The 14398-nt window shown below is 62.8% G+C and carries 13 protein-coding genes; 4 read left to right on the forward strand and 9 right to left on the reverse strand.

Annotated elements, in window-relative coordinates:
- Nucleotides 1-21: 21 nt before the first annotated feature.
- Nucleotides 22-1248, reverse strand: coding sequence for an acetoin utilization protein AcuC (locus JOE60_RS14455; protein WP_167264025.1), 1227 nt, complete (start codon nt 1246-1248; stop codon nt 22-24).
- Between the two features lie 103 nt (nt 1249-1351).
- Here JOE60_RS14455 and JOE60_RS14460 point away from each other — a divergent pair, with 103 nt between their 5' ends.
- On the forward strand, nt 1352-2785 hold the full coding sequence (locus tag JOE60_RS14460) for a TrkH family potassium uptake protein (protein WP_167264027.1): 1434 nt from the start codon (nt 1352-1354) through the stop codon (nt 2783-2785).
- Entirely contained in the window at nt 2778-3464 is a 687-nt protein-coding gene (locus JOE60_RS14465; RefSeq protein ID WP_167264030.1) for a potassium channel family protein, read from the forward strand. The genes JOE60_RS14460 and JOE60_RS14465 overlap by 8 nt, the downstream gene beginning before the upstream one ends.
- 20 nt (nt 3465-3484) lie before the next feature.
- On the opposite strand, the gene proC is transcribed toward JOE60_RS14465, so the two are convergent.
- The 7 genes from proC to JOE60_RS14500 form a co-directional block, all read right to left on the reverse strand.
- Nucleotides 3485-4315, reverse strand: coding sequence for a pyrroline-5-carboxylate reductase (gene proC / locus JOE60_RS14470; RefSeq protein ID WP_167264032.1), 831 nt, complete (start codon nt 4313-4315; stop codon nt 3485-3487).
- Between the two features lie 287 nt (nt 4316-4602).
- Nucleotides 4603-5433, reverse strand: coding sequence for a sugar phosphate isomerase/epimerase family protein (locus JOE60_RS14475; protein ID WP_167264034.1), 831 nt, complete (start codon nt 5431-5433; stop codon nt 4603-4605).
- Nucleotide 5434: 1 nt separating this feature from the next.
- Nucleotides 5435-6562 carry a Ppx/GppA phosphatase family protein gene (locus JOE60_RS14480; RefSeq protein ID WP_167264036.1) on the reverse strand — a complete coding sequence of 376 codons (1128 nt, stop codon included), beginning with the start codon at nt 6560-6562 and terminating at the stop codon, nt 5435-5437.
- A 77-nt stretch (nt 6563-6639) separates the two neighbouring features.
- On the reverse strand, nt 6640-7074 hold the full coding sequence (locus tag JOE60_RS14485) for an SseB family protein (protein WP_167264038.1): 435 nt from the start codon (nt 7072-7074) through the stop codon (nt 6640-6642).
- 85 nt (nt 7075-7159) lie between these two features.
- Complete coding sequence (gene topA, locus JOE60_RS14490) at nt 7160-9883, reverse strand: type I DNA topoisomerase (RefSeq protein ID WP_167264040.1); 2724 nt, start codon at nt 9881-9883, stop codon at nt 7160-7162.
- Between the two features lie 125 nt (nt 9884-10008).
- Nucleotides 10009-10647: a helix-turn-helix domain-containing protein gene (locus JOE60_RS14495; protein ID WP_314326477.1), complete on the reverse strand. Its 639-nt coding sequence runs from the start codon at nt 10645-10647 to the stop codon at nt 10009-10011.
- 59 nt (nt 10648-10706) lie between these two features.
- On the reverse strand, nt 10707-12353 hold the full coding sequence (locus JOE60_RS14500) for a DUF7059 domain-containing protein (RefSeq protein WP_167264044.1): 1647 nt from the start codon (nt 12351-12353) through the stop codon (nt 10707-10709).
- A 93-nt stretch (nt 12354-12446) separates the two neighbouring features.
- On the opposite strand from JOE60_RS14500, the gene JOE60_RS14505 reads away from it, so the two are divergent.
- Both JOE60_RS14505 and JOE60_RS14510 read left to right on the forward strand, forming a co-directional pair.
- Complete coding sequence (locus JOE60_RS14505; RefSeq protein WP_167264212.1) at nt 12447-12890, forward strand: hypothetical protein; 444 nt, start codon at nt 12447-12449, stop codon at nt 12888-12890.
- Between the two features lie 62 nt (nt 12891-12952).
- Complete coding sequence (locus tag JOE60_RS14510) at nt 12953-13483, forward strand: hypothetical protein (protein WP_167264046.1); 531 nt, start codon at nt 12953-12955, stop codon at nt 13481-13483.
- A gap of 8 nt (nt 13484-13491) precedes the next feature.
- Here JOE60_RS14510 and trhO read toward each other — a convergent pair whose 3' ends face one another.
- Nucleotides 13492-14388, reverse strand: coding sequence for an oxygen-dependent tRNA uridine(34) hydroxylase TrhO (trhO, locus tag JOE60_RS14515; RefSeq protein ID WP_167264047.1), 897 nt, complete (start codon nt 14386-14388; stop codon nt 13492-13494).
- Nucleotides 14389-14398: the final 10 nt, after the last annotated feature.

Here is a 14398-nt window from a genome sequence, read left to right on the forward strand (position 1 = left end):
TCAGAGGGCGTCCACGGAACGTCAGTCGAACCAGGGGTCCAGGCCGTAGAGCGGGAAAATTTCCTTGCGGGTGGCAATGACGGTCCTGTCCACCTCGTCCGCGGGATCATAACCAACCTCCCACGAGCGCCACCAGACGTCCACGTCGTCGCCCATCTTTTCCGGTGCCCACACGCCGTACGTTTCCTTCACATACGTCCGCCAGGCTTCCGGCACCAGGGTCTTGAGCGGTACAGGCCGCTGCGTCACCATGCCGATCAGGTGGCTCCACGACCGCGGGACCACGCCGGCCACGTCATACCCGCCGCCGCCGGTGGCGATCCAGCGGTTGTCGCAGAAGCGGGCCGCCAAGCTGGCGACGGCGGACGCGGCCTCGCGCTGCCCGTCGACGCTCAGGGTCAGGTGCGTCAGGGGGTCGTCCCGATGGGAGTCGCAGCCGTGCTGGCTCACAATCACTTCGGGTTGGAACGCTCCCACCAGTTGTGGCACCACGGCATGGAAAGCGCGCAGCCAGGCGGCATCGCCGGTGAAGGTGGGGAGGGCAACATTGACGGCCGTTCCGGGCGCCTCCGGGCCGCCGGTCTCGTTGGCGAAGCCTGTCCCGGGAAACAGGGTCAGTCCCGTCTCGTGCAGGCTGATGGTCATGACCCGGGGATCATTCCAGAAAATGCTCTGTGTCCCGTCCCCGTGATGGGCATCCACATCGATGCTGACGATCCTCTGCACACCGCCGTCCAGGAGCTTCTGAATAGCCAGCGCGACGTCGTTGTAGACGCAGAATCCGCTGGCGCGGTCCCGGGCGGCATGGTGCATTCCGCCGCTGAAGTTCACCGCGCGCACTGCCCGGCCACTGAGAATGGCATCCGCTGCAACAAGGGAACCACCGGCCAACCGTGCGCTGGCCTCATGCATACCCGCGAACGCGGGATCGTCCTCGGTGCCCAGGCCGCGGTTCTGGTCTGTATGGGAGGGATCGACGCTGACGCGCCGGACTGCTTCCACGTACTCCCGGCTGTGCACAGTGTGAAGCTCGACGTCGGTGGCCACCGTGGGTGCCTCCACCGCCACATGCGGGTGGTCGAACAGTCCCAAAGAACCAGCCAAACGGGCTGTCAGTTCCAGCCTCTGCGGTGCCATGGGATGGCCCGGGCCGAAGTTGTACGCGGTCATGGCCGGGTCCCACACCACCGTGGATGGCAGTGCGGAGCGCGTAATGCTGGACGCTGTTGTCCCGGGCCTGGAGTTCATCCAGAACAGGCTACCCGAGGCCGGAGTGCCCCGACGCCCGGTGAGGCCGTGGGAATAGTGGTTTACTACTCAGGAAAGCTTGTTCAAACCGAGGAAGAGCGCCATGTCTCAAAGCCAGTCGCGGTCCACGAGCCCGGCCCACTGGCAACCCAACCAGCAGGAGCGGGAAGGCCTGTGGATCTTCACCCGGGTCCGCGACTTCATTGACAACATTGCCAACACCTCCCCCGCCCGGCTGGCTCTGACGGTCTTCGCCGTCGTCATTCTGGTTTTCACCGGGCTGCTGTCCCTGCCTGCCGCCTCAACCAGTGGGCAGGTGACGCCCCTGTACCAAGCGATGTTCACCGCAGTATCCAGCGTGTGCGTCACTGGACTGACCGTTGTATCAACCGCCACGCACTGGACGTTCTTTGGCCAGCTGGTGATCCTGGTGGGCATCTTTGTTGGCGGCTTGGGCACCCTGACCCTGGCCTCCCTGCTAGCACTGATGGTAAGTAAGCGCCTGGGCGTGCGCGGCAAGCTGATTGCCCAGGAGGCCATGAACAACGCCGGACGCCTTGGCGAGGTAGGTACCCTGCTCCGGATTGTGATTGTGACATCCGTGGTGATCGAAGCTGCTCTGGCGCTGGCCTTGGTTCCCCGCTTCATTGTGCTGGGCGAGGACTTCTGGCAAGCGGTGTGGCATGGGGTCTTCTATTCGATTTCCGCTTTCAACAATGCCGGTTTCACACCCCACTCGGACGGAATCGTCCCCTACGAGACAGACTTGTGGATCCTGGTACCGCTGATGCTGGGTGTCTTCCTGGGCAGCCTGGGCTTTCCCGTGGTGATGGTGCTGCAGCAGAACGGACTCAACTGGAAGAAGTGGAACCTCCACACCAAGCTCACCATCCAGGTGTCCTTCATCCTGCTGGCAGCCGGTACCTTCCTCTGGGCGTTGATGGAATGGGACAATCTCCGGACCATCGGCGCCATGGACGTCGGCGACAAGATCATCCACTCCCTGTTCGCCTCGGTGATGACCAGGTCCGGCGGATTCAACCTGGTGGACCAGAACCAGATGGACTCCACCACCATGCTGCTCACTGATGCCCTGATGTTTGCCGGCGGCGGCTCCGCTTCAACTGCCGGCGGCATCAAAGTGACCACCATTGCCGTCATGTTCCTGGCCATCATGGCCGAAGCACGTGGCGACGCCGACGTGAAAGTGTACGGACGGACCATCCCCCAAGGCACCATGCGGGTTGCCATCTCGGTGATCGTGGCCGGCGCCACGCTGGTGTCCGTCGCGGCGTTCCTGCTCCTGTCCATCAGCGGCGCTTCGCTGGACCGGGTGCTCTTTGAATCAATCTCCGCCTTTGCCACCGTGGGACTGAGCACCAACCTCAGTGCCGAGTTGCCGCCGTCGGGCGTTTACGTCCTCACAGCCTTGATGTTCGCGGGCCGCGTCGGCACCGTAACCCTTGCTGCCGGGCTGGCCTTGCGCCAGCGCAGCCAGCTGTTCCACTACCCGGAAGAGAGGCCAATCATTGGCTAACAGCACAGGGGCGGCCAACCGCCCCGCCCACAACGCCCCGGTACTGGTCATTGGACTGGGCCGGTTCGGCTCCGCCACGGCTGAGCAGCTGGTCAAGCAGGGCCGCGAGGTTCTGGCGATCGAGCGCGACCGGACGCTGGTGCAGAAATGGGCGCCGGTCCTCACGCACGTGGTGGAGGCCGACGCCACCAACATCGACGCCCTCCGCCAGCTGGGCGCACAGGAGTTCAGCTCCGCCGTGGTGGGCGTTGGAACGTCCATCGAATCCTCGGTGCTCATCACCGTGAACCTGGTGGACCTGGGAATCCAGCACCTCTGGGTCAAGGCCATCACGCCCTCGCACGGCAAGATCCTCACCAGGATCGGGGCCAACCACGTGATCTACCCCGAGGCCGATGCGGGCGTCCGGGCTGCGCACCTGGTGTCCGGCCGCATGCTGGACTTCATCGAATTCGACGACGATTACGCGATCGTGAAGATGTACCCGCCCAAGGAGACCGTGGGCTTCACGCTGGAAGAGTCCAAGGTCCGCTCCAAATACGGTGTGACGATTGTGGGCGTGAAAACCCCCGGCGAAGACTTCACGTACGCGCGGCCGGAAACCAAAGTGTCCGGACACGACATGTTGATCGTATCCGGACACGTGGACTTGCTGGAGCGCTTCGCAGCCCGTCCCTAGGGGTCAGTCTTCCTTGGCGGTCAGCCGAGCTGCTTGGTGATTTCTGCTGCGCGGGCTGCTGCCGCGCGCGCACCGTCGGCGATGATCTTGGGGATCCCGCCATCGTCGAAGGCCATGATGGCCCGCTCCGTGGTGCCGTTGGGGCTGGTGACAGCCACCCTCAGCTGCGTGGGATCCGCGCCGGGCTCCGCCAGCATGAACCCTGCACCGGCCACCGTCTCACGGGCCAGCATCACGGACAGATCCTGGTCCAGGCCCAGCTCGACGCCGGCCGCGGCCATGGCCTCAGCCAAGTAGAAAGCGTAGGCCGGTCCCGAGCCGCTGATGGCCGAGAGTGCGTCTACCTGCTCTTCAGGAATCTCCACCACTGTGCCTGCCCCGGCCAGGGCGTTCTTGGCCGATTCCAGCTGCTCCGGCGTGCAATGGGTTCCAGGGGACACTGAGATGACGCCGCGGCCCAGCCGCGCCGGGGTGTTGGGCATGGTGCGGATCACCGGCTGCCCCTCCGGCAGCGCCGCTTCCATCTGGGCGATGGAGACGGCCGCTGCGACGCTGACAACAATCGTGTCCTTCGCCAGTGCCGGGCCGATCTCACGGGCCAGATCCAGGATGCCCACCGGCTTGACTCCCAGGATCACCATGGAGGAGCCCTTGGTTGCCAGCTGGTTGTTGTCCGGTTCTTCCTCGCCGGCGATCGCCGTGACACCGTGACGCTGCGCCAGCTCTTCAGCGCGCGTTGCCCGGCGGACGGTAGCGACGACGTCGGACGGGTCAGTACCGGCGGCCAGCAGACCGCCCATAATAGCCTCGTTCATGGATCCACAGCCAAGGAATGCGATTCGGTTGCTCATGGCTCCATCATTGCAGTTGGCCTTGGACCGGGTCTAACAACTTCAGGATTCCCAGCTTGTTCCCAAGGTTATTGCAGGCGGCACCCAAGGAGCGTCCCTAATGTAGTTATTACCTCATTGAGGGTGCGAGTGATGAGGCGGGCATGGGGATGTCCGCCAGCAGCACCGGTGGCCGGGCGGGTTTTCCCCCATTTCCCGATTCGGCCGCCGGTGCTTTCGCTTTTAACAGCGACAGGGCGTGCCGGGCCAGCGGGCCCGTTATCCGGACCCGCCAACCGTGGGCGATGCTAGTCGGCGCTGCGGACCAGCGGGACGCTCAGGTGCTGCCGGGCGAACCTCAAGGTTTCGGCCAGCATTTCCTCGCGCTCCCCCGCAACCTTGGCCTTCCGGGTGGAGATTTCCGCAACCACCACGCCGTCGAAACCGCTCGCAGCCAGGTGCTGGAGGGACTCAGCGCACAGTTGTGTTCCCGTACCAGGCACCAAGTGCTCGTCCTTGCCGGATCCCGAACCGTCCGTGAGGTGCACGTGCCGGAGTTTGCTGCCCAGCTTCTTGATCGCTTCCAGGCTGTTGGCCCCGGCAGTGGCGGCGTGCGAGAAGTCCCATGTGACGTCGTCGTAATCCTGGCCCAGCGGATCCCAGTGTGGAAGGTACGCAACAGCCTCGCGGCCGCGCACCCGCCACGGGTACATGTTCTCCACAGCGATCCGCACCTGGTAGGTCTCGGCCATTTCCCGGACACCTTCGACGAAGTTCTCCGCGTAGTTGGACTGCCAGCGGAACGGCGGGTGGACCACCACGGTGTCGCAATCCACCTCGGCGGCCATCTGGCATGACTTCTCGATCTTGCTCCACGCAGTACCCCACACCTGCTGCGTCAACAGCAAGGTAGGCGCGTGGATGGACACGATTTTCTGGTGGTAGCGGTGGCTGAGCTGCACCAGTGCGTCAGGGTTCTGGCTCACAGCGTTGTTGGTGACCATCACCTCCACGCCCTCGTAGCCCAGGTCCTGGGCCACGGCAAATGCGTCGTGGACGCTCAGCGGATAGACAGAGGCGCTGGACAGCGCCACGGGGATATGACGGTCATTCACCGCAGGTTCGACGTCGTTGCTCATCTCAGGAGGCCAGCCCGCCGGCCATGGGGACCGGGATAGGTGCTGGTGCTGGTGCGGGTGTATTCACAGGTACAGGGAACTTCTCAATCATGGGGTGGGCCTCGTCACTATCTGTTGGCTGGCCGCCATCCTTGGCCGCTTTTTTCTTGGATTTGTCCTTCTTTCGCTTGCCCACGTGGGGCGCCGGGTCCAGGGCTTCTTCAAAAACCAACTGGTCCAGGCGTCGCAGGATCAAGCCTTCACGGAGCGCCCACGGGCAAATCTCCATGGTGGGAAAAGCAAAGAGCTCCAGAGCAGCCTCCGCCACCAGCGCACCAGCCAGAAGCTGGCGGGCGCGCGCCTGCGAAACACCCGGTAGGTACAGACGATCCTCCACTGTCATGGCGGAAATGCGCTGCGCCCACAGCCCCAGGTCCGCGCCGTGGAGTTCACGTTTCACATAAGGGCCGGCGCCGCTGGGGGCTGCCCCGGCAATGCGGGCCAAAGAACGGAACGTCTTGGAGGTGCCGGCCACCAGGTTGGCCCGGCCCAGGTTGTCGAATTCCCGGACCACGGGCTTCAGGGTTGAGCGGATGTAGCGCCGCAACTCCTTCACGCTTTTGGCAGTAGGAGGGTCATCGTGCAGCCAATCACGCGTCAGCCGGCTGGCTCCCAGGGGGACGGACGTGGCGAGCTCAGGGAGTTCGTCCGTTCCGTACGCCATTTCGAAGGACCCGCCGCCGATATCCAGATCCAGGATGGGACCGGCTCCCCAGCCGTACCAGCGCCGCACAGCGAAGAACGTCATGGAGGCTTCTTCGCTGCCGGTGAGTTCCTGCAGGGTCACCGTGGTTTCCCTCTTGACCCGGGCCAGGACCTCCGTGCCGTTGGTGGCCTCACGGATGGCGGATGTACAGAACGCAAGGAGGTCTTCTGCCTTGTGTGTGCCCGCGAACTCCCAGGCTTCCAGGACGAACTCAATGAGTTCCCGCTGGCCGTCCTCACTGATGTTTCCGTCGCCGTCGAGGTACTGCACAAGGGACAACGGACGCTTGTGCGAAGCGAAAGCTACCGGGCGCGCGCCGGGGTGAGCGTCCACCAGAAGAAGGTGGACGGTGTTGGACCCGATATCGAGAACGCCAAGACGCATTCTGCCATTATTCCCCGAACCCAAGGCAGTGAAGCAACTTGGCTGCCACGTTTCCTGCCCCGGGTTTCCGGATGACCTTATTCGGCGGGCCCGGCGGCCTCATCGGCACGCTTGAAGTCACGGCGGATGTTTGCGATGCCTTCGGGATCGATCTCGAAGCCGAACTCGCTGCCGGGGTTGATCACCATGCCCAGTTCGTCACCGATGTTGCCCAGGATGGCCGAGCCCATGGTGCCAAGAACGTGCGGTGCTGCTTCGAGGAAGCGCTCGTCAACCCGGCTCGGGTGGCTGAAGACCGCCAGGACCGGGTTGCCCTCGGCGTTGGCGAGGACCAACGGTTCCACGGCGGAATCCGGGCCGTCCACCTCTTCGGAACTGACCAGGTAGACCTCGTTGTTGAGGAAAGCGAGGATGACATCCACGGGGTTGGCGTCCGGCTGCTCGGCCAAAGCCAGCTGGGCTTCGAGCTCGTTCAAAGGGGCGTTGTCCGGGGAAACGGTCTGTTCAGTCATGCTTCTACTCGACCACGATGCCGGCCGGGACGCAATTCACGCTTGCTGTCCCGGCCGTGCCGTGCGCTGCTCTACAGGTGCAGCCTTACTTCTTGGCTGCAGCCTTGCGTGCCGGCGCCTTGCGGGTGGTAGTCCGCTTGACCGGTCCTTTTGCACGCTTTTCCGCCAGGAGCTCAACTGCACGTTCCCTGGTCAGTTCCTCCAGGGACGTGGTGCGGGGCACCGTGATGTTGGTGACGCCGTCCGTGATGTAGGGACCGAAGCGGCCTTCCTTCACCACGATGTTTTTCTCGGACACCGGGTCCGGGCCGAACTCGGCCAGCGGTGGAACAGCGGAGCGGGCGCCGCGCTGCTTGGGCTGCGAGTAGATTTCCAGCGCCTGCTCCAAGGTGATCGTGAAGATCTCCTCTTCCGAGCCGATGGAACGCGAATCGGTGCCCTTTTTTAGGTACGGACCGAACCGGCCGTTCTGGACCGTGATGGGTGTGCCTTCGGCGTCCTCGCCCAACACCCGGGGAAGGCTCATAAGCTGAAGTGCCTCCTCCAGCGTCACGCTGTCCACCGTCATGGACTTGAACAGCGATCCCGTGCGCGGTTTGGCCTTCACGGGCTTCTTCGGCGGCTTGGGCTTGCCGTTCTTGTAATACTCAACAGGCTGGTTGGCCAGCTGTTCTTCGGTCATCTCCGGAATGATCTCGGTGACGTAGGCACCGTAGCGGCCATTCTTGGCAACCACGGTGTGGCCGGTGTGCGGGTCCGTTCCCAGGACACGCTCCTCCGGCGCTGCCGTCTCCATCAGTTCCTTGGCTTTGGCTGCCGTCAGCTCGTCCGGCGCCAGGTCCTCTGGAACGTTGGCCCTGGCAGCTTCAACAACTTCACCGGTCTTCTCGTCCACTGTAGGGATGGAGCTTTCCAGATACGGGCCGAACTTGCCCACCCGCAGTGTGATGCCGTCAGCGATCGGCACGGAGTTGATTTCTCGGGCGTCGATTTCGCCGAGGTTATTGACGATACTCAGCAGCCCTGGATCGGCATCTTCACCGTAGTAGAAGTGCTTCAACCACGCCGTTCCCGCTGCCTGGCCGTTGGCGATCTTATCCAGGTCGCCTTCCATGTCAGCGGTGAATTCGTAGTTCACGTAATCCGTGAAGTGCTGTTCCAGCAAGCGGATAACGGAGAAAGCAATCCAGCTGGGCACCAAGGCGGAACCCTGCTTACGGACATAGCCGCGATCCTGGATGGTGGAAATCGTGGAGGCGTACGTGGACGGGCGTCCGATGCCGCGCTTTTCCAGCTCCGCCGTCAGTGATGCTTCCGTGTACCGCGGGGGCGGGGAGGTCTCATGGCCAACTGCCACGATGTCCTGGGCAGTAAGGGCGTCTCCCTTGGCAACGTTCGGCAGGCGACGGGCCTCGTCCGACTCGTCATCCCCCCGGCTCTCGTCCTTGCCTTCCTCATATGCAGCGAGGAAGCCGGGGAACGTAATAACTGTTCCCGAAGCGCTGAACTCCGCGTCCCGGCCGTCAGCGGCAACAGCGCCAAGGCGGATGGTGGCCGTGGAGCCCTTGGCATCTGCCATTTGCGAGGCGACAGTGCGCTTCCAAATGAGCTCGTAAAGGCGGAACTCGTCACCGCTGAGCTGCTTGGCAACCTGCGCCGGAGTCCGGAAGGAGTCGCCGGCGGGACGGATGGCTTCGTGGGCTTCCTGGGCATTCGCTGCTTTGTTGGCGTACACCCGGGGGCTTTGGGGAACGTACTCGGGCCCGTAGAGTTCGGCGGCCTGGCGGCGGGATGCGGTGAGCGCTTCATCGCTCAATGCGGACGAGTCCGTACGCATATAGGTGATGTAGCCGTTTTCGTAGAGTCGCTGGGCCACCTGCATGGTGCTCTTGGACGAGAAACGCAGCTTGCGGCCGGCCTCCTGTTGCAGCGTGGAGGTGGTGAACGGAGCGGCGGGACGGCGGGTGTACGGCTTGGTGTCAACGGAACGGACCCGGAACTCGGCGTTTTCCAGGCCGGATGCCAAGGACATTGCCAGTTCCTCGTTGAGGTGCACCACATTGGAAGAGGTGAGCTGACCGTTGTCGTTGAAGTCGCGGCCGCTGGCTACCTTCGAGCCGTCCACTGCGGCGAGCTTGGCCTTGAACGATCCTGAGTCCGCGCCGAACTGGCCGGTGAGGTCCCAGTAGGACGCTGCACGGAAGGCCATGCGCTCACGTTCGCGGTCAACAACCATTCGGGTGACCACTGATTGGACTCGCCCAGCGGACAGTCCGCGGGCAACTTTCCGCCAGAGAACCGGCGAGATCTCGTAACCATAGAGGCGGTCGAGAATACGGCGCGTTTCCTGGGCATCAACCAGGGCGGTGTCAACGTCGCGCAGGTTTCCCATGGCGCGGTGGATGGCCTCTTTGGTGATTTCGCCAAAGGTCATGCGGTAAACGGGAACCTTGGGTTTCAGGACCTGAAGGAGGTGCCACGCGATGGCTTCGCCTTCGCGGTCCCCATCGGTTGCGAGATAAAGCTCGTCAGCGTCTTTCAGCTGGGCTTTGAGTTCGGCAACCTTTTTCTTCTTGTCGGGGGAAACGACGTAGTACGGCTTGAAGTCATTTTCGACGTCGACGGCGAACTTACCCAGCGGGGTTTTCTTCAGCTCTGCAGGGAGGTCGGAGGGCTGCGGCAGGTCACGGATGTGGCCGATCGATGCCTCGACGATGAAGCCTTCGCCGAGATACTTGGCGATGGTCTTGCTTTTGGCCGGAGACTCCACGATCACGAGTTTCTTGCCGGTTTTTGCCTTGCTGGGCACGGTGCTCCTACAGAAAAAATGTGTCATTGGGCTGGTGCCCATATTGGCCTAGTTCACCATAGTTTGGGCAATCCTGCGTTTTTGCAGGGCAGCCCACACGGTGATAAGAGGGCCCGGTTGGGCTCTTAGTGCCCGGGTGCTACGCGGTCGTCCGGGATCATTGACCACAAGGTTGCCACACGTTCGGCACCTTCGGGTATCCGGGTCGGGTCCTCGAGTTCATACTCCCGCAGGATCTCACGGATTCGATCCTTAAGCTCCTTTCGCTGCGGGTTGGTCAGGTATAAAAGGTTGCTGGACAGGACCACTGCTGCCGGTTCCTCCGCTGCATCGCCACGCTGGCGCCGTTCCCCGCGCGCCTTCGCGAAGGCCGAAGCACGCCGCCGGAAAGCGTCCAGTTCCAGGTCCACCACTGCGATCTCCGGACTGGCAACACTGCCTCCGGAGATGGTGAAGTCCGTACCCGCTGCTTTCCACCGCCGTTCCCTGGCATCCCCTGCATTTTCCGCCGGAGCCACGATTCCCCACTTCTGCAAGGCGCGCAAGTGGTAGCTCATGGCGCTGGGGGTGAGCCCTGTCCGAGCAGCCAGTTCCGTAGCTGTGTGGCTGACTTGTGTGGCATAAAGCTCGGAAATGACCTCGAGGCGCGCAGCATGCGCCAAGGCACGGATGGCCTTGGGGTCAGTGATCTCAACCTTCTTTTCGGCCCGCTTCCGAGGAGGAACGTCGCCTGACGTTTGAGATGTCTCGTTGTTCGCAATCACTTGAACAGTGTAGTCAGGGTCACTTCCGGAACCAGGGGTACCCGGCCCCACATCCTTTTTCACGTCCCGGCCTGTGGGACATCCGGGATCAGGAAGCCATCCCGGACCAGGTTGGTGACATCCCTGATGAGGCCGTCTCTAAAGGACACGTCATCGAAGTCATCGCCCCCGCCCAACAGCGCAACCAGTGCTGACACAATCTGGCGCACTGAGAGCTGGCCATCGCACGCCGACACGAAACCGGCCAACTCTGTGCTTAACAGATTGGTACGGCGCAGGCCCGCCCCTTGCCGAAGGAGGATCACGCCGGGGTGATCAGCCCCGGGGCGCTGATGCCGCTCTTCTGTCACGTCCCCGGCAACCACCAAATGGGCCTCGGACACGTCGTTTGCTGCCAGCCAGTCTGCCCGTTCCACAAAGTTTCCCAAGTGGGGGCCGATCGGTTGTTCTATGGGGTAGGTGATTTCTTCGAAGCGGTTGATGGTGGGGCTCGGTGTGGCGGGCCGGCGCAACCAGACCATGCCGAATCCAATGCCCTCAACGTTCCTTGACTCGAAGTCCTTGAGATAGGCCGCGTAGGCGTTCTTGTAGTGGCTGTCTTCGCGGTTCTGTGAGGCATCCTGGAGCCACGTCTCAGCGTACTGCTGTGGGCCCACCTGCTCCCGTTGGATGAACCACACGTCCAGGCCGGAGCCCTGCAACCATGCGGCGGGACGGTCTTTCCAGTCCGATCCTGCCGTGACCTCCCAGTTTCCCAGCATCTGTGCCATTCCACCGGGTTCAAGGACTGAACCGAGTGACTGCACCAAAGACGCCACAATGTCATCCCCGGGCAGGCCCCCGTCCCGATAGGTGAACTGCTCCGCGGACGATTCGTCCTGCGTCCGGGGTGTGATCACAAATGGAGGGTTGGACACCACCACATCGAAGCGTTCACCCGCCACCGGTTCCAGGAGAGAGCCCAGCTTCAGGGTCACCCTGGCCTCGGGGTGTTCCGGGTCCAGCCCCAGCTCAGAGGCGTTGAGCAGCAGGTTGAACCGCGTGAAGGCGAGCGCACGCTCCGAGATATCGGTGGCAGTGACGTGGTCGCAGTGGTGCAGCAAGTGGAAGGTTTGGATACCGCAGCCAGTCCCCAGGTCCAAGGCGCGCTCCGTGTGATGCCGGATGGTGGTTTGTACCAAGGTGGTGGAGGCCTGCCCGATGCCCAAAACGTGGTCGTGCCTCAACACCCCAGGCTGCTGGTGTGCGGCGAGATCGCTGGCAACCCAGAGGTCTGCGCCACCGCTGCCATCCGGGTCGGGATCCCAGCCGTACGGACGCAGATCCACTGTGGCATGCACCAGTCCCGAGTCCACAGTGACCAGCCCCAGCTCCACCAATCCGCCGACGGTGATGACGGGAAGTGCCTCGTTCAGGGCAACGATCGTCTGAGGTACTGCAAGCAGCCAGAGGCGGATGACCGCAGCCAGAGCCCGTTCCGGCTCCGTTCCCGACTCTTCGACGACTTCACTGGCCAGCAGTGCAGGTATCAGCTGGTCCCTACCCAAAGCCTCGGAAGCGGACTCCCCCAACAGTGCGGCGACGCCGTCAACCGTGTAGGAGATGGCCCGGAGGTCGCCGGCGAGCGCCACGAGCAGATCGGGAAGATCGCTCCGCGGAGCATCGTCGGTATTGCCGTTGGTAAAGAAGTACTGGGTGTTGGTCACTGTGCAAGTCTAGGAGCTTCGGGAAATGGCAGCGCGGTCCCCTCAGCGCTATGTGGACAAAGACCGCTGGTGGAAACCGGTAGCGTTGAAGGCATGCTCAACTTCTCCTCCACAAGGCGCCGCCCTGCCCTTGTAGCCATGATCGCCGGGACTGTCCTGGCAGTTTCCGCCTGCCAGGCGCCGGTCAACATCGCCGATGCGGACGTTCCCGCGTGGAAGGCCAAGGTCCTGCCCTCAACCGGGACAGAAGTTTTGGAGGACTCCGGCAAAATCCTCAACCGGGATCCCATGCCAAAAGATGCGGCCAACGTTCCCGCAGGCAGCTACACGCTCACCATGTCCTGCGATGGCGGAGGCAAGGCCTATTTCGCGGTTTCCTTGGACGGTAGCAAGATCGCCGACGCCGCAGCCGCATGCAATGCCAGCAAGGATGTTGTGAAGATCAAAGTTCCCCGGACAGGCACCCTGAACATCACCGCAAGCAGCGTGGACGCCCCGCTCATTTTTGCCTACCAGCTGGTGCCGGCAGTCAACTAGCCGCTCAACCTCTGCCAGCTCCATCTCTTCAACAGGGCGCAGCAGCGGCGTAAAGTCGGTTCATGGGGAGCAAAGCGGCTCACTCGGTGACGTCGCGACGCCCGGCAAGAGCCGCCGTCGCACTTGTCTTGGTGCTGTGCGGCGGCCTGACCGCCTGCGAATACACCTACGACGGCGACGCCGGCCCGGGTGCCGTTCCCACCTCAGCGCCCAGCAACATTGTGCTGCCGCCCGACCCAGCTCTGGAACAGACAGTCATGGGTGACGAGTTGGAGAAATGGGCGCGCTCCGCCCTGCCGGAATCCCAGGGCAAATCGTTTTACTCGAGCAGCGGCTACCTCAGCCCCGGCGAGGCGAAATCGGAACAGACGGTCCAACTTCCCAGTGGCACCTACGCAGTGACATTGGCATGCCGGGGCACCAGAAGGGTTATGTTCTCGGTCAACGTGGGCGAGGCCGCCTTGGTGGACCTGACGCTCGGTTGCGCCAGCGCGAGGGTGAGCGTGGTTCAGCTCGAAGCAGATGCCGTACTTTCCATCACCGTGGGGTCCAGATCAGACGCCAACTTCGCCTACCGGGTCAGTAAGTTGTAAAGCCGCAGCTAAACGGCGGCGCACCCATCAGGGCACCGCAGCGTTTCCGGGCTGGACGCGCACTCGGCGCAGTAAAGGGTCAAGGTGCGGCAACTGGGGTTGGAGCAGTTTTCAAACTTGTTGGTGGGCGCGGAGCATCGCACGCACTGGCCAATGGTTTTTGCTTCCTCGCTGAACTCCACGTGCATGCGCTTGTCGAACACGTAAAGGGACCCTTCCCAGAGCCCTTTGTCCTTGAAGGTCTCGCCGTAGCGGACAATCCCTCCGTCCAACTGGTACACCTCTTTGAAGCCCCGATTGACCATCAGGCTGGAGAGTACCTCGCAGCGGATGCCACCGGTGCAGTACGTGACCACCGGCTTGTCCTTGAGGTCGTCGTACTTGCCGGACTCGAGTTCCTTGATGAAGTCGTGGGTGGTGTCCACGTCCGGAACGATTGCGTCCTTGAACTTACCGATCTGCGCTTCAAAGGCGTTGCGCCCATCGAAGAACACCACATCTTCGCCGCTGGATTTCTTCTCATCCACCAACTCGTGGAGTTCCTCGGGTTTCAGGTGTTTGCCGCCACCCACCACACCGTTCGCGTCCACGGCGAGCTCACCGGGCGCCCCGAAGGAGACGATCTCATCACGGACCTTGACGCTGAGGCGGGGGAAATCGGCCGCGCTCCCGTCCGACCATTTGAAATCAATGTCGTGGAAGCCCTTGTACTCGCGGGTGGTCTTCACATACTGCTTCATGTTGCCGAGCTCACCGCCCACTGTGGCATTGATGCCGTCCTTGGAAATGAGGATCCGGCCCGTCAGCCCCAGTTTTTCGCACAGCGCACGCTGCCACAGACGCACGGCGTCAGGGTCGGCAATCGGGGTAAAGCCATAGAAGAGCACAATTCGGTTCAAAGCCACTGTTAAAGGG

It is taken from the genome of Paenarthrobacter ilicis (assembly GCF_016907545.1).
Taxonomy (GTDB): Bacteria; Actinomycetota; Actinomycetes; order Actinomycetales; family Micrococcaceae; genus Arthrobacter; species Arthrobacter ilicis.